Below are 23,070 nucleotides of genomic sequence, written 5' to 3' on the forward strand. Positions count from 1 at the left end.
TGCGTGGGCACGCTTCGCTTTGCCCACCCTACGAGACCTGTGCTCGTCGCACGAACAGCGGGGACTACTCGCCCATACCCATGACCATTTGACCCCGTCTCCCTATATTGCCTGATCCTTCGAATCAGGCGGCCCATGCGCGTTTTCAGCGTTCCCATCTCAGTTCCGTTCCTGCGCACGGTCGTCACGGCCCTGCTCGACGGGCGGCTGGTCGAGGGGTTCGAGGCGCGCAAGGAACCGGCGCGGCTGGCGGACGCCACGCTGTATCTGCCGACGCGGCGCGCGATGCGCGTCGTCCGCGAGATATTCCTCGACGAGATGAAGGCGGATGCCGTCGTGCTGCCGCGCATCGTTGCGCTCGGCGATATCGACGAGGACGAGCTCGCTTTCGCCGGCGAGAGCGAACAGTTTTCCGGGACCGCGCCGCTCGACATTCCGCCGCGCCTGGGCGAGCTCGAACGGCGCCTGACGCTGGCGCAGCTCGTCGCCGCCTGGGCCAAGGGCCCGGTGCTGGCGCCGCTGGTGGTCGGCGGGCCCGCCTCGACGCTGGCTCTCGCCGGCGACCTCGCGCGCCTGATCGACGACATGGTGACACGCGGCGTCGACTGGAGCGCGCTCGATGGGCTGGTGCCCGACAACCTCGACCGCTACTGGCAGCACTCGCTCGAATTCCTGCGCATCGCCCGCATCGCCTGGCCCAATCATCTCGCCGAGATCAACCGGATCGAGCCGGCCGCGCGGCGCGATCTTCTGATCGCCGCGGAAGCGAGGCGCTTGACCGCGCATCCAAATGGACCCGTGGTCGCGGCGGGCTCGACCGGCTCGATGCCGGCCACCGCAAAATTTCTCCATGCGGTCGCGTTGCTGCCGCATGGCGCGGTGGTGCTGCCGGGCCTCGACACCGATCTCGACGACGACGCCTGGCGCAGCATCGGTGGCGTGCGCGATGCGCTCGGCAAATTCGCGGAGCATCCGGCCTCGAACCATCCGCAATACGCCATGAATGCGCTGCTGCAGCGCTTCGGCATGAAGCGCAGCGACGTCGAAATCTTGCAGCCGCCAGCGGAAGACGGCCGCGACCTGCTCGCGTCGGAATCGATGCGGCCTTCCGCCAAGACGGAAGTCTGGCACGACCGGCTGAAGCAGCCTGATGTCGCCGCGAAGATCGCGGGCGGCATGCAGAACCTCGCGGTGGTCGAAGCGCCCAATCCCGAGATGGAAGCACTCGCCATCGCCATCGCGATGCGCGAGGCGCGCCATCTCGACAAATCCGCAGCGCTGGTGACGCCCGACCGCGCGCTGGCGCGGCGGGTGATGGCGGCGCTGACCCGATGGGATCTCGCCTTCGACGATTCCGGCGGCGACGTGCTGATGGAAACCTCCGCCGGCACGTTTGCGCGCCTCGCGGCAGAGGCGGCGACCAAGGGCCTGGAGCCGCCGACGCTGCTGGCGATGCTGAAGCATCCGTTATGCCGGCTCGGCCGCGCGCCGGGCGCGTGGAAGATGGCAATCGAGAGCCTGGAGCTCGCGGTGCTGCGCGGCACGCGGCCGCCTGCGGGCACCGCGGGCCTCCTGCGCGAATTCAACCGCTTCCGCGAGGAGCTGGCGAAGCTGTGGCGCAGCGAGGTCTCCGCGCTGCATCGCGCCGAGCCGCGGGCGCGCCTGAAAGCCGAGGATCTCGATCGCATCCAAGCTCTGGTCGATGCCCTGCAGAAGGCATTGGCGCCGATCGAGAGCCTGCCGCCCTCGAAGCCCTATGATTTCGCCGAGCTCGCGCATCGGCATCGCGAGATCATGATCGAGCTGTCGCGCGACGAGCAGGGCATCCCGCTCGCCTTCGAGGATCGCGATGGTCTTGCGCTCGCCGGCGCCTTCGACGATCTCCTGCGCGGCGGCACGACCAGCGGATTGCTGGTGCAGCTAGCGGACTACGCGGACGTCTTCCAGACCGCGTTCGGCGATCGCGCGGTGCGGCGGCGCGACAGGCCGGGCGCACGCTTGCAGATCTACGGCCCGCTGGAATCGCGCCTGATGCAGGCCGACCGCGTCATCATCGGCGGCCTGATCGAAGGTGTCTGGCCGCCGGCGCCGCGCATCGATCCCTGGCTCAGCCGGCCGATGCGGCACGAGCTCGGCCTCGATCTGCCGGAACGCCGCATCGGCCTGTCCGCCCATGACTTCGCGCAGCTGCTCGGCGGGGATGAAGTGATCCTGACGCATTCCGCCAAGGCCGGCGGCGCGCCGGCGGTGGCCTCGCGCTTCCTGCATCGGCTGGAGGCGGTGGCCGGCGACGCGCTCTGGAAGGCGGCCATTCGCGCCGGTGAGACATACGTGCAGTTCGCTGCGGCGCTCGACCAGCCCGAGGAGGTCAAACCGATCAAGCAGCCGGAGCCCCGGCCGCCGCGCGCGACACGGCCGCTCAAGATGTCCGTCACCGAGATCGAAGATTGGCTGCGCGATCCCTACACGATCTACGCCAAACGTATCTTGCGGCTCGATGCGCTCGATCCCGTCGACATGCCGCTCTCGGCCGCCGATCGCGGTTCGGCGATTCACGATGCCATCGGCGAATTCACGGAAAGCTATGCGACGCGTCTGCCGGACGATCCCGCGCGGGTGCTGCGCGCGATCGGCGAGAAGCATTTTGCGCCGCTGATGGAGCGCCCCGAGGCGCGCGCGCTGTGGTGGCCGCGCTTCCAGCGCATCGCGCGCTGGTTCGGCGAATGGGAGACGGCGCGGCGCGAGGCGATCGAGGCGATCGTCGCGGAGACCCGTGGCGAGATCTCGATCATGCTCGATAACAAGCGCAGCTTCCGCCTCTCGGCGCGAGCCGACCGCATCGAGCGCCGAAAGGGCGGCGGCTACGCCATCCTCGACTACAAAACCGGGCAGCCGCCGACCGGCAAGCAGGTCCGCATGGGCCTGTCGCCACAGCTGACGCTGGAAGCCGCGATCCTCCGCGAGGGCGGCTTCCCTGATATCGACGCCGGCGCCTCCGTGAGCCAGCTCGTCTATGTCCGTCTCAGCGGCAACAACCCGCCGGGCGAGGAGCGCATCCTCGAGCTCAAGTTCAAGCCGGGCGACGAGCCGCAGCCGCCGGACACCGCGGCCGCAGAAGCGCGAGCCAAGCTGGAAGCGCTGATCCGCGCCTTCGAGGACGAGAACCAGCCCTATACCTCGCTGAACCTGCCGATGTGGGCGAACCGCTACGGCACCTATGACGACCTTGCCCGGATCAAGGAATGGTCCGCGGCCGGCGGATTGGGGATCGAGGAATGGTGAAGGCGCCGCGTCCCATCCCCGACGAAGTGCGCGCGCGGCAGGCGCGCGCCTCCGATCCAACTGCATCGGCCTTCGTCTCGGCCAATGCGGGCTCGGGCAAGACGCATGTGCTGGTGCAGCGCGTGATCCGCCTCTTGCTGTCGGGCGTACCGCCGGAAAAAATCCTCTGCATCACCTTCACCAAGGCCGCGGCCGCCAACATGGCGGAGCGCGTGTTCACCACGCTTGGCCATTGGGTGACGCTCGACGACGATGCGCTCGACGCGGCGATCCGCGCGGTCGGCATCCCGCATCCCGGCGCAAAACTGCGCCGCGACGCCCGAAAACTGTTCGCCTGCGCGCTGGAGACGCCGGGCGGGCTGAAGGTGCAGACCATCCACGCGCTGTGCACCCGCCTGCTCCAGCAATTTCCGTTCGAGGCCAATGTCCCCGCGCGCTTTGCCGTGATCGACGAGCGCGACCAGACCGACATGATGGAGCGCGCCAATCTGAAGGTCCTGCTGGAGGCCGCGCGCGATCCGGAGAGCGTCACCGGCCGCGCGCTGCTGACGGCGATGGCGAGCGCCGCTGATGTCACCTTCAAGGAGGTCGTGCGCGAGGCGTGCCTCAGCCGCGATCATTTCATGGCCTGGACCGACGAAGCCGGCAACGCGGAAGCCGCTGCCGCTCAGATGGCGGCGGTGCTGGGCGTCGACACGAGCGATCGGATCGAGGCCGTCGAGTCGGAGATTCTCGATGGCCCGTTCCTGCCGCGCGCGCGCTGGGACGACATTGCCTTCGCGCTGGAGGACGGCAGCAAATCCGACAATGACCAGGCAGCGCGGCTGCGCGCCGCCAAGGTGTTTTCCGGCAGCGATCAGGTCGATGCCTATCTGTCCGTGTTCCTCACCGAGGACAAGCTGCCGCGCAAGGCGGTGCTGACCAAGAAGTTCTGCGATCACAATCCGTCCGTGGCCCGCCTGTTCGAAGCCGAGGCGCAGCGCCTTGCAGGGCTGATCGAGAAGCGTCGCGCCGTGACGGTTCGCGACCGCACCGCGGCCCTGCTGCATATCGCGACGGCAGCCGCCGCGAATTACCGCCGCGAGAAGCAGGAGCGCGGCCTGCTCGACTACGACGACCTCATCGACAAGACGCTGGCGATGCTGGACCGCATCGCCTCGGGCTGGGTGCATTACAAGCTCGACCGCGGCGTCGATCACGTGTTGATCGACGAAGCCCAGGATACCAGCCCGCGGCAATGGGACATCGTCGCGCACATCATTTCCGAGTTCACCGCCGGCGAAGGCGCCCGCGATGGGCTGAACCGCACCATCTTCGCCGTCGGCGACGAGAAGCAGTCGATCTTCTCGTTCCAGGGCGCGGCTCCCCACGAGTTCGACGCACGACGGCGTGAGCTGCATCGCAAGTTCACAGCGGCCGGGCTGAAATTCGATCCGGTCGCCTTCACCTATTCGTTCCGCTCGGGCGCAACGATCCTGCATTCGGTCGACCACGTCTTCCGCGATCCCGCGATCTACAAGAGCATCCACTCGGTGGAGATCGGCCATCCCCTGCACAACGCGCTCAGCGATGCCGGCCCGAGCGTGATCGAGCTGTGGGACCTTGCGGAGGCCGACGATCGGCAGGAGATCGAGGGCTGGCGTGCGCCGTTCGACGGCGTCGCCGTGACCAGCCCCGAGGTCAAGCTTTCCCGACGCATCCAGGCCGAGATCAAGCGGCTGGTCGAAAGCGGCACGCTGACAGGGCACGAGGGCGAGCGTCGTCCCTTGCGCTACGGTGACATGCTGATCCTGGTGCGCCGCCGCGGCAACGCATTCGACGCCGTGATCCAGGCGCTGAAGCACGCCAGCATTCCGGTCGCCGGCGCGGACCGCCTCAAGCTCACCGAGCACATCGCCATCATCGACCTGATGAACCTTGCCGACGCGCTGCTGCTGCCGCAGGACGATCTCGCGCTCGCGGTGGCGCTGAAGAGCCCGCTGTTCGGGCTCGATGACGACGATTTGTTCACGCTTGCCCATGACCGCAAGGGATCGCTGCGCCGCGCGCTCGGCGAGCATGCGGCCACAAGCGAGACATTCGCCACGGCGTTGCGACGCCTGGAAGCCTGCGAAATCCGTGCCCGCGAGGAAACGCCGTTCGCGTTCTACGCCTGGCTGCTGGGCGGCGATGGCGGACGTGCGCGCATCCTGCGCCGGCTCGGCCACGAGGCCAATGACGCGCTCGACGAATTTTTGGAGCTGGCACTGAACTACGAGCGCAAGGCGCCGGCCTCGCTGCAGGGCTTCATGGCCTGGCTGCGCTCGGCCGATACCGAGGTCAAGCGCGACATGGAGATCTCGCGCGACGAGGTGCGGGTGATGACCGTGCACGGCGCCAAGGGCCTGGAGGCCTCGGTCGTGTTCATGGTCGACACCACGTCCTCGCCCGCGGACTCGCAGCGGCTGCGGCTGATCCATGTGCCGCGCGGCAATGGCGGCGAGGTCGTGGTCTGGGCCGGCCGCAAAGCTGATGATCCCAAACCCGTCGCCGAGGCGCGCAAGGCAATGCTGGAGGAGACCGAGGACGAATATCGCCGCCTGCTCTATGTCGCGATGACGCGCGCGGCCGACCGGCTGATCGTCGGCGGCTGCATGCCCGGCAACATGAAGACGGTGCGCAAGCTGAGCTGGTACGACCTCGTCGACACTGGGCTTGCCGGCTCGGGCCTCGACAAGCAGGTGGTCGAGACGCCGCTCGGCAAGGTGACCCGGTTCGCACGCCCGGAGGATGTCGCGGCGTTGGGCGCGCCGGCGACATCCGCGCACCAGACCATCGCCTTGCCGGACTGGCTGCGGACACCGGCGCCGCGCGAGACCATCGACGAGGATGCTGTGCGCCCCTCGGGCCAGTCTGCCGAGGATGGCCGCAGCGTCCGACCGGGCGAATCGGTGCAATCGCGCGCGCTGGCGCTGCAACGCGGCACGCTGGTGCACCGGCTGCTGCAATCGCTGCCCGAGATCGCCAGCGAGCGCCGGCGCGAGGCCGCGCTCAGCTTCATGGCGCGCAACGCCTCGGACTGGCCTGAGACCGACCGCATCGCGCTGGCCGACAAGGTGCTCGCCTTGATCACGGACCCGCGTTTTGCGCCCGTCTTTGCCGCCGGCAGCCGGGCGGAGGTCGCGATCGCCGGCCGGCTGGAGTGGCCGGGCCGCACCCCCGCCCTGGTGTCGGGGCAGATCGACCGGCTGGTCGTGCGCCCCGAGGAGGTCCTGATCGTCGACTTCAAGACCAACCAGAGCCCACCCAAGAGCGCCGCCGAGGCGCCCGCCGCCTATGTCCGCCAGCTGGCGCTGTACCGGGCAGTGCTGTCGCGGCTTTATCCCCAAAAGCCCGTCCGGGCAGTCCTGCTCTGGACCGAGGCGCTTGAATATATGGAGATTTCGGCCCCCGCGCTGGACGCGGCGCTGGCATCCCTTCATCTCGGTGTGAGCGTCCTTGACCCGGCAAGGGGCCGTTCATAGGTTGACCGCATGATCCCGGGCGCGATTCCAGGTCGCGCCGATTCGCTTTCAACCGAGTGAGGTACTCCCAATGGCCGTTAGCAAGGTTTCCGACGCCGATTTCGAAGCCGAAGTGCTCAAGGCGAACGGCCCCGTGGTCGTCGACTTCTGGGCCGAATGGTGCGGCCCCTGCCGCATGATCGCACCCGCTCTCGACGAGATCGCCGGCGCGATGGGCGACAAGGTCAAGATCGTGAAGCTCAACGTCGACGAGAGCCCGAAGACCGCGTCGAAGTACGGCGTGATGTCGATCCCGACCCTCATGATCTTCAAGGGCGGCGAGATGGCCTCCCGCCAGGTCGGTGCTGCGCCGAAGGCGAAGCTGCAGCAGTGGATCACCTCCGCGGTCTGATCCGCCTCTCGCAAGATTATTTTCGACAACGGCCGGCGAAAGCCGGCCGTTTTGCGTTGATGGGACGTGTTCAGCGTATGACGAGTCCCGCCCTTGCCTTCTCCTCCCCGAAAGCGCGACCGCAAGCCCACCTCTCTCGCCGCAATGGAGGCGCGTTCGGTCAACGAGATTCCGCGCGGCAAGGAATGGCAATATGAACCCAAGTGGGACGGCTTCCGCTGCCTGCTGTCGCGGAGCGGCAGCAAGGTCGATCTGCGCTCCAAATCCGGCGAAGACCTCGCGCGCTATTTCCCGGAGGTCGTCGCCGCGGCCTTGGAGCTGAAGGCCGACCGCTTCACGCTCGACGGCGAGATCGTCGTGCCGCACGGCAAGAGCTTTTCCTTCGACGCGCTGCTGCAACGCATCCATCCGGCGGCAAGCCGCGTGAAGAAGCTCTCGCAGGAGACGCCGGCGCTCTACCTCGTCTTCGATCTGCTCGCGACATCCAGAGAGAAAGGTCTGGCCGAGAAGACGCTGCGCGAGCGCCGGCCGGCGCTGGAAGTCTTTGCGAAAGCCAATCTCAGGGGCAGCCTCTTCCGTCTCTCGCCGACGACGATGAGCTACGCCACGGCAAACAAATGGCTGGCGCAATCCGGCGGCGGCTCGGACGGCGTCATCGCCAAGCGGATCGACCTGCCCTACCAGGGCGGAAATCGCGATGGCATGCAGAAGATCAAGAAATTTCGCAGCGCCGATTGCGTGGTCGGCGGCTTCCGCTATGCCACCAACAAGATCGCCGGCCGGAACGTCGTCGGCTCGCTGCTGCTCGGGCTCTACGACGATGACGGCCTGCTGCACCATGTCGGCTTCACTTCGGCGATCAAGGCTGAGGCGAAGCCTTCTCTGACCGATCGGCTCGAAGCGCTGATCGGCGAGCCCGGCTTCACCGGCAACGCGCCGGGCGGGCCGAGCCGCTGGTCGACCGAGCGTTCCGCAAAGTGGTGTCCGCTGAAGCCGAAGCTGGTGATCGAGGTCTGCTACGACCATTTCAGCGGCGAGCGTTTTCGCCACGGCACCTCGATCCTGCGCTGGCGTCCCGACAAGGCGCCGCGGCAATGCACCTTCGAGCAGCTGAAGCAGAAGGCGGCCGATCCGATGAAGCTGTTGAAGTGACGCGGTCTCGTGCCCCGGGCGCAGCGCGAAGCGCTGCAGAGCCGGGGCCCATGTCGCGGCATTCTGGGTCCCGGCTCTGCGGCTCATCGCTTGCGCGATGCGCTTTGTCCGGGACATGAGAGGTTCTACTTGATCCACCCCGTCGCCAGCGCGTTCGCCAGCTCCGGCTGACCGTTGCGCTGCGCAAGTGCGGCCATGGCCTCGTGATCGTAGGCGACATGCCGGAACGTCACCTGCCAGGCACCATCGACGCGTTCGAGGATCGCATAGCGCGCGTGCGGCGTGCCGGCTTCGACGACATGCGGGACCGGATGCTTGTCGCGAAACCCGGGACTGCCGACGCTGCCGGGATTGACGATCAGACGGCCATCGCGCAGGCGCACCGCGCGGGCGAGATGGGTGTGGGCGCACAGGATCAGCGATTGCGTGATGCCTTGCGCGAGCTGCTCGATCCGATCGAGCGGCGACAGCGCCACCGCGCCGTCGGGGTGGACGGTGTCGAGCCAGTACACCTCATCGCTGCCGGGCGTCGCATGGCAAAGGAAAACCTGCTCGCGGAAGACCCGCGTCATCGGCTGCGCGCGCAGCCAATCGAGGTGGGCGGCATCGAGCTGTTCGTAGGCGGGGCGATCCCACGAGCCCATCTTCTCCGGCGGACGGTCGAGCAAGTAACGGTCGTGATTGCCGAGGACGTGCACGGCGTCGAGCGGCATCAGGATCTCGATGGTGCGGCGCGCATCGAGCGGGCCACTCAGCATGTCGCCGAGATTGACGATGTCGGCGATGCCGAGCGCGCGGATGTCGGCGAGCACGGCCTCAAGCGCGAGATAGTTTCCGTGGACGTCGGCAATCGCGGCAAAGCGCATTGGCATTTCTCACTCTCGTGCCCCGGACGCAGTGCAGCGCTTCTTTAGCGCTGCACTGCAGAGCCGGGGCCCATGTTGCGGCATTCTGGGTCCCGGCTCTGCGGCCCATCGCTTGCGCGATGCGCCTTGTCCGGGACACGAGACCGTCTATGCAGGCGGCGTGCCGTTGATCGCCAGCACGTGGCCGGCGAGATACAGCGAGCCGGTGATCAGGATGCGCGGCGGCAGCTCGTAGGCGAGCTGCGCCAGCGCGCGCAGGGCGGCTTCAATGCCGGGGGCGGGCTCGACGCGCATGCCGAGGCTGCGCGCGGCATCGACGAGACGGTCGACCGGCATCGCATTCTCGATGTCGGGGATCGGCACTGCGATGATGTGACGGGTGAGGCCGGCGAAATTGGCGAGGAAGCCCTGCGCATCCTTGTTGGCCATCATGCCGGCGATGATCACCAGCGGCCGCGACACCCGCTCCTCGAGATCGCCGACCGCCGCCGCTGCCACGCGGCCACCTTCGGCATTGTGGCCGCCATCGAGCCAGATCTCCGAGCCCTGCGGACCCCAGGACAGCAGCTCGCCCGAGGTGAGGCGCTGCATCCGCGCCGGCCATTCGGCACTGAGGATGCCGGCCTCGAACGCGGCGTGGTTGACCTTCAGGTCCGGAAGCGCGCGCAGCGTCGCGATCGCGAGCCCGGCATTGGCGAATTGGTGGCGGCCGAACAGACGCGGCGCCGGCAGATCCATCAAGCCGCGGTCGTCGGAATAGACCAGGCGTCCGCGCTCGACATTGACGTGCCAGCTCTCGCCTGCGGCAAACAGCGGCGCACGCATGCGCCTCGCCTGCGCCTCGATCACGGCCATCGCCTCCGGCATCTGCTCGGCGCAAATCACGGGCACACCGCGCTTGATGATCGCGGCCTTCTCGCCGGCAATCGATGCCAGCGTATCGCCGAGGAAATCCATGTGATCCATGCTGACAGGCGTGATCACGCAGGCCGCAGGCGCATCGACCACGTTGGTCGAATCGAGCCGGCCGCCGAGGCCGACTTCGAGCAGCACGATGTCGGCCGGATTCTGCGCGAACAGCAGGAAAGCGGCGGCGGTCTTCAGCTCGAACAAGGTCGCGGCCTCACCGGCATTGACGCGCTCGACCTCTTCCAGCGCGGCCCGCAGCTCGTTGTCGCCGACGAGCACACCGCCGCCGACGCGGCCAAGCCGGAAGCATTCGTTGATGCGGACCAGATAGGGCGAGGTGTAGGCGTGGACACGCAGGCCTGAAGCTTCCAGCGTCGCGCGCAGATAGGCCAGCGTCGAGCCCTTACCGTTGGTGCCGGCGATGTGGATTACCGGCGGCAGCTTGCGCTCGGGGTGGCCGAGCCGCTCGAGCAGGCGGTGCATCCGCTCCAGCCCGAGATCGATGCGCTTTTGATGCAGAGCCGACAGCCGCCCGATCACTTCGTCGAGCGGTGTCTTTGCACGGTCGGGGGAGGCGTTCACGCGTGCGGCGCAGCCGGCGCCGTCTCGGCGGCGGATACGATCTGCGCCGGGCTTGCGACCGGCTGCACGGACTTCGATGCCCCTTCCTGCGCCGGCGCCTTGGTCAAGAGACGGCAGAGCCGTGCCAGGGTCGGGCGCAGCTCGTGACGGTGCACGACCATGTCGACCATGCCGTGCTCCTTGAGATATTCGGCACGCTGAAAACCTTCTGGCAGCTTCTCGCGGATGGTCTGCTCGATCACGCGCGCGCCGGCAAATCCGATCAGCGCGCCGGGCTCGGCGATCTGCACGTCGCCGAGCATCGCATAGGACGCGGTGACCCCGCCGGTGGTCGGATTGGTCAGCACGACGATGTAGGGCAGCTTCGCCTCGCGCAGCATCTGCACCGCAACGGTGGTGCGCGGCATCTGCATCAAGGACAAGATGCCTTCCTGCATGCGCGCGCCGCCGCTCGCCGCGAACACGATGAACGGCGACCTCTTCTCGACCGCGAGCTCCATCCCGCGCACGATGGCTTCGCCCGCGGCCATGCCGAGCGAGCCGCCCATGAAGTCGAAATCCTGCACGGCGACGACGACGGCGGCGCCTTCGAGCTTGCCATAGCCGACCTTGACCGCGTCGTTCAGATTGGTCCGCGCCCGCGCATCCTTGATGCGGTCGACATATTTCTTCTCGTCGCGGAACTTGAGCGGGTCAGGCGTGACCTCGGGCAGCGCGACGTCGAACCAGGTCTCGTTGTCGAAGATCGACTTGAGACGCGCCACCGCGCCCATGCGCATGTGGTAGTTCGAGCCGGGGATGACGAACTGGTTGGCCTCGACGTCCTTGTAGAACACGAGCTGTCCGGAGTCCGGGCACTTGATCCACAGGTTCTCCGGCGTCTCCCGCCGCAGCATGTTGCGGATCTTCGGCCGGACCACATTGGTAAGCCAGTTCATGGTTTGCTCCGATGTGCGATCCCGCTGGGAATCGCCTGAAGGATATATGGCGGCCGGACATCTGCCCGGCAAGCCGCCGTGTCGCCCGTCCCAACAGCGGAATTATGGCCTATTCCGCCGCCTGCTGTGCGCCCTTGACGCCCTGGGCCAGGGCGGCCGTCAGCTCGGCGACGGCGTTAACGGTTTTGGCGGTCGCCCGCCCCTCGGCATCGAGGCTGTTCTTGAGCGCATCGACCAGCGCGGTACCGACCACCGAACCATCCGCCTTCTCGGCAATGGCGCGCGCTGCCTCCGGCGTGCGGATGCCGAAACCGACGCAGATCGGCAGCCTGGTATGCCGCTTGATGCGCGCGACAGCTTCGCCGACCGCATTGGCGTCCGCCGCCGCTGCACCGGTGATGCCGGCGATCGAGACGTAATAGACAAAGCCTGATGTGTTCGCGAGCACCGCGGGCAGGCGCTTGTCGTCAGTGGTCGGGGTCGCGAGGCGAATGAAGTTCAGCCCCGCCTTCAGCGCGGGAATGCAGAGCTCGTCGTCTTCCTCCGGCGGCAGATCGACGATGATCAGGCCGTCGACGCCGGCCGTCTTGGCATCGGCCAGAAACTTGTCGACGCCGTAGATGTAGATCGGATTGTAATAGCCCATCAGCACCAGCGGCGTGACGTTGTCGTCCTTGCGGAAGTCGCGCACCAGCTCCAGCGTCTTCTTCAAGGTCATGCCGATCTTGAGCGCACGCAGGCCTGCAGCTTGGATCGAGGGACCATCCGCCATCGGATCGGTGAAGGGAATGCCGAGTTCGATGACGTCGGCGCCGGACTTCGGCAGCGCCTTGACGATCTCGAGCGATGTCGCCGGATCGGGATCGCCGGCCATCACATAGGTGACAAAGGCCGCGCGGCCTTGGCTTTTCAGATCGGCGAAACGGGTATCGATACGCGTGGTCACTTCTTGCCCCTCAGGATGTCGCCGACCTGCGGGACGTCCTTGTCGCCGCGGCCGGAGAGATTGACGACCATCAGGTGATCCCTGGGCCGCTTCGGCGCGAGCTCCATCACCTTGGCGATGGCATGCGCCGGCTCGAGCGCGGGGATGATGCCTTCGAGCTTGGACAGCAGCTGAAACGCGGCGAGCGCCTCGTCGTCGGTTGCGGAGAGATAATTCACGCGGCCGACCTCGTGCAGCCAGGAATGCTCGGGCCCGATGCCGGGATAATCGAGGCCGGCCGAGATCGAATGCGCGTCCTGGATCTGGCCGTCGGCATCCATCAAGAGATAGGTGCGGTTGCCGTGGAGAACGCCGGGACGGCCGCCCGCGATCGAGGCGGCATGCAGCTGGGTGAGGCCATGGCCGGCAGCTTCGACGCCGAAGATCTCGACGCTGGGATCGTCGAGGAACGGATGGAACAGGCCCATCGCGTTGGAGCCACCGCCGATGCAGGCGACCAGCGAATCCGGCAGGCGGCCCTCGATCTCCTGCATCTGCGCCTTGGTCTCGTCGCCGATGACCGACTGGAAATCGCGCACAAGCGTCGGATAGGGATGCGGGCCCGCCACCGTGCCGATGCAATAGAACGTGTTGTGCACGTTGGTGACCCAGTCGCGCAGCGCCTCGTTCATGGCGTCCTTGAGCGTGCGCGTGCCCGACTGCACCGGCATCACCTTCGCGCCCAGCATCTCCATGCGGATGACGTTGGGCTGCTGCCGCTCGACGTCGACGGCGCCCATATAGACCACGCATTCCAGGCCGAAGCGCGCGCACAGCGTCGCGGTGGCGACGCCATGCTGACCCGCGCCGGTCTCGGCGATGATGCGCTTCTTGCCCATGCGACGCGCCAGCATGATCTGGCCGAGCACGTTGTTCACCTTGTGCGAGCCGGTGTGGTTGAGCTCTTCACGCTTGAGGTAGATCTTGGCGCCGCCGAGATGTGAGGTGAGGCGCTCGGCGAAATAGAGCGGCGAGGGCCGGCCGACATAGTTCTTGAGATAGCCGTTCATCTCGGCCTGAAACGCCGGATCGGCCTTGGCCGCGGTGTAGGCCTTCTCCAGATCGAGGATGAGCGGCATCAGCGTTTCGGCGACGAAGCGTCCGCCGAAAATGCCGAAATGGCCGCGCTCGTCCGGGCCGCTGCGGTAGGAGTTTGGCTTGGCGATGTTCATCGGACGCTCAACTCTTGACTTGCATCTTTGCTTGCGCGCGCGGCGCGGATGAAGGCCTTGATCATCTCCGGGTCTTTCACGCCGGGGGCGCTCTCGACACCGGAGGACACGTCGACGCCGCCGGCGCGGGTGACGCGAAGGGCCTCAGCGAGATTGTCGGCGTGCAGCCCGCCCGAGACCATGTAGGGCAGTTTCAGATCGAGATTTTCGAGCAGGTGCCAGTCGAAGGATTCCCCGAGACCGCCGGGCCGCGTCGCATCCTTCGGCGCGCGCGCGTCGAACAGGATGCGATCGGCGACGGCGGCGTAACCGGGCAGCACCGCGAGATCGGCTGAGGTTGCGACCGGCACCGCCTTCATGACCGGGCGGCCGAAGCGGTGCTTGATGTCGCGCAGCCGCGCGACGCTCTCCTTGCCGTGAAGCTGGAAAATGTCCGGCGACAGCGCATCCATGATGTTGTCGAGCGTTGCGTCATCGGCATCGACCGTGAGCGCCACCTTGAGCGCACGCCGCTGCACCTGACGGCCGAGATCGCGGCCGAGCTCCAGGGACAGGTGCCGCGGCGACGGCGGGAAGAACACGAACCCGACCATGTCGGCGCCGGCGCCGAGCGCCGTTTCGAGCGTCTCGGGCGTGGACAGGCCGCAGATCTTGACGAGCAGGGACATGGTCTCAAAGCAGGTGAAGGCCGCGGGTCCGCGGCCGGAAAACGGGGCTTTTCGGTCGGGGCCGCTTCTACAACGTCGCGCGCTGCTTGTCTCGCCCGACGGGTCCGTACAGGCCCATCCCGGAGGGAACGGGAAGGCGCTGGGGCGCCGGCTTCGCCGCGGTCCCCTGGGCCCGCAGATCGGCCAGTTCGGCCCTGGCAATCCGGGCCTCCGCATCATTCCGGCGCGCCGCGCGCCGCCAGCGCCGCTGGCCGAGCCAGACGGCGGAGCCGCCCGCGACGACGCCCAGGGCCGCCGCCAGGATCAGCAGCAGGAACAGCGGCAGGGTAATCGACAGCGATGGGTCGTCGGCAATGAAGGGGTCGAAGGAGACGGTGACGAAATGCCGGTTGGCGACGGCGAACGCCACCAGGATCAGGCCCAGCGGAATCACGATCAGCGCGGTCAGGAACTTTCGCATCTCGCTTCGCTCGCCTTGAATCAAGCATGCGGCCGCATCCTGTGCGACCGCGAAAAACCCTCAAGCGCGCTCACATCGCGCTTCAGTCTGCGCCGCCGGGATCCGGATGGTCGCGGTTGAGCCGCTCGCGCATTTCCTTGCCGGTCTTGAAGAACGGAACGCTCTTCTGATCGACGGGCACATGGGCGCCGGTGCGTGGATTGCGCCCGGCGCGCGCCGGGCGATGCTTGACCGAGAAGGCACCGAAGCCGCGCAGCTCGACGCGATCTCCGCGTGCAAGCGCCGCTACGATCTCTTCGAGAATCGCATTCACAATGTTCTCGACATCCCGCTGGTACAGATGCGGGTTGTGCTCGGCGATACGCTGAACAAGTTCGGATTTGATCATCGAGAGATAGGACCCGGAAGCATGCGGATGACCATTTCCGTGAAAATACCGTGATCTGTCAAGACGCTAAATCAAGGTTGGGCGTCGTGAAAATTCGTGACAAATGCCGAAAAAGCAGGCTGCGCCGGCACGCGCCGGACGGGAAAAAGCTCTGGAACTCGCCTGTCGACGGTCAGTTGGACGCAGCCGGCTGCCACAAGGCCAGCATGCCATCCATTCCGAGCCGATCCATCGCCTGTGCGACGCCGGTTTGCCCGATCTGGTGCGCGATCGACCCCAAACCGAGCGCTTCCAGCGTCAATGCGGCCGCGGTCTTCAGGAACGGCAGGTCGCCGAAGCGCGGCTGGAGCTTGTAATCGCGCACGGGAAGCCCCTTCTTGACGCCCTTCTGCTCGACCAGCCAGGTCACGGCCGTCTTCTCGTCGCCGATCTGGTCGATCAGCTTGAGATCGATCGCCTGGCGCCCGGTGAAGACGCGGCCGTCGGCAACTTTTTCGAGCTGCGTGTCATCCATGCCACGCCGCTCCTTCACCATTCCCTTGAACCAGGCATAGGAATCCTTCACCAGCGCATCGAGCGCGGCGCGCGCCTCGGGACTGGTCGGCTCAAAACCGTTGGGCGCCGCCTTCAGCGGCGAGGACTTCACCTCCTCGACCTTGACGCCGATGGTCTTCAAGAGCTCGGTGACGTTGGGGTACTGGAACAGCACGCCGATCGAGCCGACCAGCGAGCTCTGTTGGGCGACGATGTGGTCGCTTGCAATCGCCGTGATGTAGCCTCCGGAGGCAGCCAGGCCCTCCACCACCACGACCAGCGGCTTTTTCGCCTTGAGACGGACGAGCGAGTCATAGAGCTGCTCGGAGCCGGCCGTGGTGCCGCCGGGCGAGTTGATGTGAACGATGACGGCCGCGGCCTGCGAATTCTCGAGCCGCTCCAGCGCCTGCGTGCGGTCGGAATCGCTGCGGATCAATCCCTCGATATGGACGCGCGCGATCGAGCCGGCGGATGCGAAGGTGCCGCGTGCACCGGGTGTCGCAATCAGTGCGAAGCTTGCAATCGCCGCGATCGCGATCAGCGCCGCGATGACGCGCCAGAACGTCAGCTTGCGGCGAATCCTGCGGCGATCGACGATGATGTCCGAATCGAGCGACATCGGAATATCTCCAAATGAAAGATCAGGCGCGTTGTGCCGTCACGGCGTGACCATCGGCCTATCTGGATACATCAATTGCGGCGCAATTTGAAGAAAACAAGGCCTCGTGGGGGACGCGCAGGTCGCCGCAAACGCAGTCGTCATCCCCGCCTAGTGCGCAATTGCGCACGGGGGCGGGGATCCATAACCCCAGGGAGGAGTCGTCGCGCGAGCTGGCAACTCCGGGTCTTCGTCAAACTCCTCCCTGGGGTTATGGGTCTCGGGATCGCGCTTCGCGCGCCCCGGGACGACAGTCGCGTATGCCGCAACAAAAAAGCCCCGGCTTGCGCCGGGGCCTTGATGCAGCAAAACGGACGTTTCGCTTACTTGCTGTCGCGGTTCTTGAGCGCGGTGCCGAGGATGTCGCCGAGCGTCGCACCCGAATCCGAGGAGCCGTACTGCGCGATGGCTTCCTTTTCTTCGGCGACTTCGAGCGCCTTGATCGACACCTGGACCTTGCGGGCCTTCTTGTCGAACTGGATCACGCGGGCATCGACCTTCTCACCGACGGCGAAGCGTTCGGCGCGCTGGTCGTTGCGGTCACGGGCGAGCTCGGAGCGCTTGATGAAGGTGGTGAAGTCGGTACCGGCGATCTTCACCTCGATACCGCTCTCCTTCACTTCGAGCACTTCGCAGGTCACGACCGCGCCCTTCTTGACATCGCCCGGCTCGGCGAAGGGGTCGCCTTCGAGCTGCTTGATGCCGAGCGAGATGCGCTCCTTCTCGACGTCCACATCGAGCACCACGGCCTTCACCATGTCGCCCTTCTTGTAGTTGTCGATCACCTGCTCGCCCGGAAGCTTCCAGTCGAGATCGGAGAGGTGGACCATGCCGTCGACGTCGCCCTCGAGACCCAGGAACAGACCGAACTCGGTCTTGTTCTTGACCTCGCCCTCGACAACCGAACCGGTCGGATGCTTCTCGACGAAGACCTCCCAGGGGTTGCGCATGGTCTGCTTGAGGCCGAGCGAGATGCGGCGCTTGACGGAATCCACTTCCAGCACCTGCACGTCGACTTCCTGCGAGGTCGACACGATCTTGCCGGGGTGCATGTTCTTCTTGGTCCACGACATCTCGGAGACGTGGATCAGGCCTTCGATGCCCGGCTCGAGCTCGACGAACGCACCGTAATCGGTGATGTTGGTGACGCGGCCGGTGAAGCGGGCACCCAGCGGGTACTTGGCTTCGATGCCCTGCCACGGATCGTCCAGCAGCTGCTTCATGCCCAGCGAGATGCGGTGCGTCTCGTGGTTGATCTTGATGATCTTGACCTTCACGGTCTGGCCGATCGAGAGCACCTCGGTCGGATGGTTGACGCGGCGCCACGCGATGTCGGTGACGTGCAGGAGGCCGTCAATGCCGCCGAGGTCGACGAACGCACCGTAGTCGGTGATGTTCTTGACCACGCCGTCGATGACCTGACCCTCTTCGAGGTTCTGCACCAGCTCCTGGCGCTGCTCGGCGCGGGTCTCTTCGAGCACCGTGCGGCGGGACACCACGATGTTGCCGCGGCGACGGTCCATCTTGAGGATCTGGAACGGCTGCGAGTTGTTCATCAGCGGCGCAACGTCGCGGATCGGACGGATGTCGACCTGCGAGCGCGGCAGGAAGGCCACGGCACCGTCGAGGTCGACGGTGAAGCCGCCCTTGACCTGGTTGAAGATGACGCCGTTGACCTTCTCGTTGTTCTGGAACGCCTTCTCCAGCTTGCCCCAGCTCTCTTCGCGGCGCGCCTTGTCGCGCGACAGCACGGCTTCGCCGAGGGCGTTCTCGATGCGATCGAGGAACACTTCCACCTCGTCGCCGACCTTGAGGTCAGAGTCACGGCCGGGGCCGGAAAATTCGCGCAGGGCAACGCGGCCCTCGGTCTTCAGGCCGACGTCGATGACGGCCATGTCCTTTTCAATTGCAACCACCTTGCCCTTGACGACGGAGCTTTCCTGCAGGTTGCCGCCTGCGAAGGACTCGTCGAGCATCGCGGCGAAATCGTCGCGCGACGGGCTATAGGTATCAGCAGAAGTCGAAGCCATTTGTTCTCCAGTTGCGGATGTCTTGCCGGCCGTTGGGTTCATGGGCGCATCGCGCGCGCAGTGTCGGAAGGTCCGCAAGACCTTCGAGCGACCGCTCGTTGCCCCGGCCTTGCGACCAGAACAGCGGAAGCGGGCCGGCTGAGGCCCGCGCGTTCGATACGTTGAAAGCTTTGTCCGGAACCTGGATCGCGCCGGTCCCGAAACCGGGACGAAGCGTATCGACCTCAAAGAGCGGGAGCGGGCACTTCCTCCAATGACGGCGGCGGCTTAACCCCGCGACCGGCCCGCTCGGACAGCCTCGATAATGTCGATGGCGGCCCGGACGCCGCCTTCTATATCCAGTTGGGAGTTATCTAGCAAGTAAGCATCCGGGGCCGGTTTTAAAGGCGCAATCGGCCGGTTCTTGTCGCGTTCGTCGCGCTGGAGGATGTCGGCGAGCACGGCCGCCTCGTCCGCATCCTCGCCCCGCGCCCTGGCCTCCATGGTGCGGCGGCGGGCGCGGACCTTGGGGTCGGCGACGACGAAGATCTTCACGTCGGCATGGGGGCAGATCACGGTTCCAATATCCCTGCCGTCGAGCACGGCGCCCGGCGGATCGGCGGCGAATTGCCGCTGGAAATTGACCAAAACCTCGCGAACCCGAGGGATTGCCGAGACGATCGAGGCGCCCTCGCCGGCCTTCTGGGTCTTCAGCGCAGGATTGCCGAACTTTTCGGGATCGAGCTCCAATGCGGCCTGCACGGCAGCCGCCTCGTCGTTGAGATCGTGCCCTGACTGCATCAGGGCATAGGCCACCGCACGATAGATCACGCCGGTATCGAGATGACGATAGCCGTAATGGTGGGCGAGACGTTTGCCGAGCGTCCCCTTGCCCGAGGCCGCGGGCCCGTCGATGGCGATGATCATGAGAACTCGGCCCCTAACGAACGCATCATCGGAATGAAATCCGGAAAGCTGGTGGCGATGAAGGCGGTGTCGTCGACGGTCACGGGCTGATCGGAGGCGCAGCCCATCACCAGCGCGGACATCGCGATGCGATGGTCCATGTGGGTGGCGACAGTGCCGCCGCCCGGGACGTGGCCGCGGCCCTCGACGATCAGATCGTCGCCGGAGACCTCGACCTTGACACCGTTGACGCGGAGCATGGCGGCGGTCGCCTCCAGGCGATCGGATTCCTTGACGCGCAGCTCCTGCAGGCCGCGCATGATCGTGGTGCCTTCGGCGAACGACGCCGCCACCGCCAGCACCAGATATTCGTCGATCATCGACGGCGCGCGCTCCGGCGGCACCTCGACGCCGCGCAGTTTCGAGGCGCGCACGCGCAATTGCGCCATCGGCTCGCCGGCATCGCCGCGCACTTCGCTCTCCTCGATGGAGGCGCCCATTTCGCGCAGCGTGGTGAACAGGCCGGTGCGCAGCGGATTGGTCATGACATCGGACAGCACGACATCGGAGCCCTCGACGATCAGCGCCGCGACGATCGGGAAGGCGGCCGACGAGGGATCGGCGGGCACCACGACATTGGCGCCGTGCAGCTCGGGCTGGCCGACCAGCGTGATGCGGCGGCCGTGCTGGCCTTCCTGGACCGAGGTGATGTCGGCACCGAAATGCCTCAGCATCAGCTCGGTGTGGTCGCGGCTGGCCTCGGTCTCGATCACCGTGGTGGTGCCGGGTGCAGCCAGGCCCGCCAGCAGCACGGCCGATTTGATCTGGGCCGAGGCGACCGGGGTCTTGTAGGTGATCGGCAGCGGATCGCGCGCGCCCTGGAGGGTCAGCGGCAGGCGCCCGCCCTCGCTGCCCGCGGTGACCTTGGCACCCATCTTTTCCAAGGGATCGAGGATCCGGCGCATGGGACGGCTGCGCAGCGAGGCATCGCCGTCGAACACCGCCGAAATCGGGCAGCCGGCGACGGCGCCCATGACCAGCCGGCAGCCGGTGCCGGAATTGCCGAAATCCAGCGGCGCCTTGGGCGGGGCGAAACCTCCGACCCCGACGCCGTTGACCCTCCAGGCGAAATCGCCGGTGCGCTCGACCCTGGCACCCAGCGCCTGCATCGATTTGGCGGTGTTGAGGACGTCCTCGCCCTCGAGCAGGCCCGAAATTCTGGTCTCGCCGACCGCGAGCGCGCCCAGGATCAGGGCGCGATGGGAGATCGACTTGTCGCCCGGCACCCGTACTTTCCCGGTCAGGGGACCGCTGGCGCGAGACTGGAGCGGCCTCGGTTGGTCGGAATGGGTCAAGATTGTGTCCTTGAATAGGCCCGATGGGCTGGCGCGCAGGTATCACATGGTCCGCGCCCCGTCACGGGCATGTCGTTCTCCCGTAATGCGCTATTGACAGCGGGCCGCCAACTAGCCAAGTGAAGCACCGCTTTTCAGACATTCCCAGGATTCCTGCCGTGGCCAAGTCCGAACTCGGAACCAAACGTATTTGCCCGACCACGGGCAAGAAGTTCTATGACCTCAACAAGAATCCGGTGATCTCGCCCTATACCGGCGAAGTGGTGCCGATCGCCCCGGTCGCTCCTGCGCGCGCGCCCCGTGGGGCCGAGGCCCGCAACATGGCCCAGGACAACGCGCCGGAGCCGGCAGAGGCCGAGGAATTGGTCTCGCTCGAGGAGGCCGATGCCGAGGAGAACACCGGCAAGGTCAAGGCCGTCGTGCCCGAATCGGAGGACGATATCGAGGTCGACGAGACCCTCGACGACGATGATGACGACGATTCGACCTTCATTGCCGACGAGGAAGAGGGCGATGAGGACGTGACCGACATCATTGGTGATGTCGGAGGTGATGAAGAGACTTGAGATCAGCCCTGATCTGTGAAAAAGGGTGCACCGCGCGAGTCGGAAAGGCTCGCCGGTCCGGGGTGATCGACCAGGTTCACCCCGTCTAAGGTTAAGGGGCCATAGCTCAGCTGGGAGAGCGCTTGCATGGCATGCAAGAGGTCGGCGGTTCGATCCCGCCTGGCTCCACCAGCCTTCGCTCGCTTCGCGAGCTACGGCTCGGCAAGCCAGCCCCGCTCCATCGTAGCGAAGTGAGCGAAGGCTGCCGCGGCGCAGCCCGAAGGGCGAATCCGGGCCCCATCAGATAGAACGCGGGTGTAAGCTCCCCCTCGACGACTGGGGAGTGTGCCGTGAAATACGTCTACATTCTGAGAGCCTCGATTCCCTTCACTTTTATGTCGGGATCACCGACGACCTGCGAACCAGACTGGCAAAGCACAATGCTGGCGAGGTGCCCCACACCTCGAAATACGGGCCTTGGCGTCTCAAGACTTACGTCGCATTCAGCAACGAGAAGCAGGCCGTCGCATTCGAGAAGTACTTGAAGTCAGCGTCCGGTCGCGCCTTCGCCAAGAAGCGGCTCTAACCCCTACTCCCCGATCACCGCATTCAGCCGATCCCTCAGCGCGACGATCTCGTCTTTCATCGCCACCAGCTCCGACACCGAGCAGTCCGATGCCGCCAGGATCGAGTGCGGCACGGCGCGCGCCTTTTCCTTCAGTGCATGGCCCTGCGGCGTCAGGGCGATCAGCACCTGGCGTTCGTCCTCGCGCGAGCGGGTGCGCTTGACGAGATGGGCGGCCTCGAGCCGCTTGAGCAGCGGCGTCAGCGTGCCCGAATCCAGGAACAGCTTCTCGCCGATGTCCTTCACCGGCACGTCGTCGCGCTCCCACAGCACCAGCATGACCAGATATTGCGGATAGGTCAGGCCGAGCCGATCGAGCAGCGGCTTGTAGACGCGGTTGAAGGCGTGCGTGGCGGAATAGACCGCGAAGCAGATCTGGTTGTCGAGGCGAAGCGGGTCGACCGCCGTTGATTTCCGGGCCATGACGAATCTCGTGCGTTTCTCCCATTCTGGGCCCGGCCGGCGGCGCATTCAATTGCGAACAATTAAATGTGAGACGCGCCGATTTAGATTGCGCGCAATCTAATTGCCTGCGATAAAGCTCACACCCCAACCTGGAAAGACCCGAGGAGACGAAAATGTCCGTGAACGTCCTCTACAAGACCAGCGCCAAGGCCACCGGCGGCCGCGACGGCCATGCTGCGACCCTCGACGGCGCGCTCGACGTCAAGCTCACCACGCCGAAGGAGCTCGGCGGTGGCGGCGGCGCCGGCAACAATCCCGAGCAGCTGTTCGCGGCCGGCTATGCCGCCTGCTTCATCGGCGCGATGAAGTTCGTGGCTTCGCAGGGCGGCCCGAAGGTTCCGGCCGATGCCTCCGTCACCTCGACCGTCGGCATCGGCCCGCGCTCGGAAGGCGGCTTCGGCCTCGACATCGATCTTGCCGTCTCGCTGCCGGGCCTTGCCCGCGCGGAGGCCGAGGCGCTGGTCGCCAAGGCGCACCAGGTGTGCCCGTACTCCAATGCCACGCGCGGCAATGTCGACGTTCGCCTGACGGTCGTCTGATCGGCAGCGCGGATTGGCTGGCCCGGGATCCCCCTCGGGCCGGCCGCTTCCGACTGAATTTGCCACGCCGCGGCATGGCAGCGCAGCCGCGCATGCGGCCCTACGCGAGGGCCCATTGCTGGCGCAAACAAACCTCGC

The 23,070-nt window shown here is 66.3% G+C and carries 19 protein-coding genes, 1 tRNA gene and 1 pseudogene; 8 read left to right on the forward strand and 13 right to left on the reverse strand.

The genetic code is table 11. The features are described 5' to 3' along the window. Window positions 1-135 precede the first annotated feature (135 nt). The 4 genes from addB to DCG74_RS04325 all read left to right on the forward strand — a co-directional run bounded on the left by addB (window position 136) and on the right by DCG74_RS04325 (window position 8,328). Window positions 136-3,282 carry a double-strand break repair protein AddB gene (gene addB / locus DCG74_RS04310; protein ID WP_172788594.1) on the forward strand — a complete coding sequence of 1,049 codons (3,147 nt, stop codon included), beginning with the start codon at window positions 136-138 and terminating at the stop codon, window positions 3,280-3,282. Continuing rightward, window positions 3,276-6,785: a double-strand break repair helicase AddA gene (gene addA / locus DCG74_RS04315; RefSeq protein WP_172788595.1), complete on the forward strand. Its 3,510-nt coding sequence runs from the start codon at window positions 3,276-3,278 to the stop codon at window positions 6,783-6,785. The genes addB and addA overlap by 7 nt, the downstream gene beginning before the upstream one ends. Window positions 6,786-6,855: 70 nt before the next feature. Then, window positions 6,856-7,176 (forward strand): thioredoxin, encoded by a 321-nt coding sequence (trxA, locus tag DCG74_RS04320; RefSeq protein WP_008540017.1) that lies wholly within the window; start codon window positions 6,856-6,858, stop codon window positions 7,174-7,176. Between the two features lie 144 nt (window positions 7,177-7,320). Continuing rightward, on the forward strand, window positions 7,321-8,328 hold the full coding sequence (locus DCG74_RS04325; protein ID WP_172788630.1) for an ATP-dependent DNA ligase: 1,008 nt from the start codon (window positions 7,321-7,323) through the stop codon (window positions 8,326-8,328). Window positions 8,329-8,453: 125 nt separating this feature from the next. Here DCG74_RS04325 and DCG74_RS04330 read toward each other — a convergent pair whose 3' ends face one another. From DCG74_RS04330 to aroA, 12 genes are all read right to left on the reverse strand, one after another. Further along, window positions 8,454-9,194 (reverse strand): metallophosphoesterase, encoded by a 741-nt coding sequence (locus DCG74_RS04330; RefSeq protein ID WP_172788631.1) that lies wholly within the window; start codon window positions 9,192-9,194, stop codon window positions 8,454-8,456. Window positions 9,195-9,341: 147 nt separating this feature from the next. Beyond that, window positions 9,342-10,685, reverse strand: a complete 1,344-nt coding sequence (locus DCG74_RS04335; protein WP_172788596.1) for a folylpolyglutamate synthase/dihydrofolate synthase family protein — start codon at window positions 10,683-10,685, stop codon at window positions 9,342-9,344. Next, window positions 10,682-11,623: an acetyl-CoA carboxylase, carboxyltransferase subunit beta gene (gene accD / locus DCG74_RS04340; RefSeq protein WP_172788597.1), complete on the reverse strand. Its 942-nt coding sequence runs from the start codon at window positions 11,621-11,623 to the stop codon at window positions 10,682-10,684. Before accD ends, DCG74_RS04335 begins: the two co-directional genes overlap by 4 nt. Before the next feature lie 109 nt (window positions 11,624-11,732). Next, window positions 11,733-12,569, reverse strand: a complete 837-nt coding sequence (gene trpA, locus DCG74_RS04345; RefSeq protein WP_172788598.1) for a tryptophan synthase subunit alpha — start codon at window positions 12,567-12,569, stop codon at window positions 11,733-11,735. Then, window positions 12,566-13,780 (reverse strand): tryptophan synthase subunit beta, encoded by a 1,215-nt coding sequence (gene trpB, locus DCG74_RS04350; RefSeq protein WP_172788599.1) that lies wholly within the window; start codon window positions 13,778-13,780, stop codon window positions 12,566-12,568. Before trpB ends, trpA begins: the two co-directional genes overlap by 4 nt. Next, window positions 13,777-14,448: a phosphoribosylanthranilate isomerase gene (locus DCG74_RS04355; protein ID WP_172788600.1), complete on the reverse strand. Its 672-nt coding sequence runs from the start codon at window positions 14,446-14,448 to the stop codon at window positions 13,777-13,779. The genes trpB and DCG74_RS04355 overlap by 4 nt, the downstream gene beginning before the upstream one ends. 67 nt (window positions 14,449-14,515) lie before the next feature. After that, complete coding sequence (locus tag DCG74_RS04360; RefSeq protein WP_172788601.1) at window positions 14,516-14,908, reverse strand: lipopolysaccharide assembly protein LapA domain-containing protein; 393 nt, start codon at window positions 14,906-14,908, stop codon at window positions 14,516-14,518. A gap of 82 nt (window positions 14,909-14,990) precedes the next feature. Further along, the gene (locus DCG74_RS04365; protein ID WP_124162406.1) at window positions 14,991-15,296 is read right to left on the reverse strand and encodes an integration host factor subunit beta; all 306 of its coding nucleotides are present in this window, start codon (window positions 15,294-15,296) and stop codon (window positions 14,991-14,993) included. Between the two features lie 172 nt (window positions 15,297-15,468). Beyond that, on the reverse strand, window positions 15,469-16,449 hold the full coding sequence (sppA, locus tag DCG74_RS04370; protein WP_172788602.1) for a signal peptide peptidase SppA: 981 nt from the start codon (window positions 16,447-16,449) through the stop codon (window positions 15,469-15,471). A gap of 362 nt (window positions 16,450-16,811) precedes the next feature. After that, window positions 16,812-18,518: a 30S ribosomal protein S1 gene (rpsA, locus tag DCG74_RS04375; protein ID WP_172788603.1), complete on the reverse strand. Its 1,707-nt coding sequence runs from the start codon at window positions 18,516-18,518 to the stop codon at window positions 16,812-16,814. A 267-nt stretch (window positions 18,519-18,785) separates the two neighbouring features. Beyond that, complete coding sequence (cmk, locus tag DCG74_RS04380) at window positions 18,786-19,424, reverse strand: (d)CMP kinase (protein WP_172788604.1); 639 nt, start codon at window positions 19,422-19,424, stop codon at window positions 18,786-18,788. Then, window positions 19,421-20,758 carry a 3-phosphoshikimate 1-carboxyvinyltransferase gene (aroA, locus tag DCG74_RS04385; protein WP_172788605.1) on the reverse strand — a complete coding sequence of 446 codons (1,338 nt, stop codon included), beginning with the start codon at window positions 20,756-20,758 and terminating at the stop codon, window positions 19,421-19,423. The genes cmk and aroA overlap by 4 nt, the downstream gene beginning before the upstream one ends. 158 nt (window positions 20,759-20,916) lie before the next feature. Here aroA and DCG74_RS04390 point away from each other — a divergent pair, with 158 nt between their 5' ends. From DCG74_RS04390 to DCG74_RS04400, 3 genes and pseudogenes are all read left to right on the forward strand, one after another. After that, complete coding sequence (locus DCG74_RS04390; protein WP_172788606.1) at window positions 20,917-21,324, forward strand: TIGR02300 family protein; 408 nt, start codon at window positions 20,917-20,919, stop codon at window positions 21,322-21,324. 95 nt (window positions 21,325-21,419) lie between these two features. Further along, a tRNA-Ala gene (locus tag DCG74_RS04395) sits at window positions 21,420-21,495 on the forward strand. Window positions 21,496-21,653: 158 nt separating this feature from the next. Next, a pseudogene (locus DCG74_RS04400) lies at window positions 21,654-21,889 on the forward strand (GIY-YIG nuclease family protein). Window positions 21,890-21,892: 3 nt separating this feature from the next. Here DCG74_RS04400 and DCG74_RS04405 read toward each other — a convergent pair. Then, window positions 21,893-22,351, reverse strand: coding sequence for a MarR family winged helix-turn-helix transcriptional regulator (locus DCG74_RS04405; RefSeq protein WP_172788607.1), 459 nt, complete (start codon window positions 22,349-22,351; stop codon window positions 21,893-21,895). Window positions 22,352-22,506: 155 nt separating this feature from the next. Here DCG74_RS04405 and DCG74_RS04410 point away from each other — a divergent pair, with 155 nt between their 5' ends. Then, complete coding sequence (locus DCG74_RS04410) at window positions 22,507-22,932, forward strand: organic hydroperoxide resistance protein (protein ID WP_018645071.1); 426 nt, start codon at window positions 22,507-22,509, stop codon at window positions 22,930-22,932. The last annotated feature ends 138 nt before the right edge of the window (window positions 22,933-23,070 follow it).

It is taken from the genome of Bradyrhizobium sp. WBAH42 (assembly GCF_024585265.1).
In the GTDB taxonomy this organism is placed as follows: Bacteria; Pseudomonadota; Alphaproteobacteria; order Rhizobiales; family Xanthobacteraceae; genus Bradyrhizobium.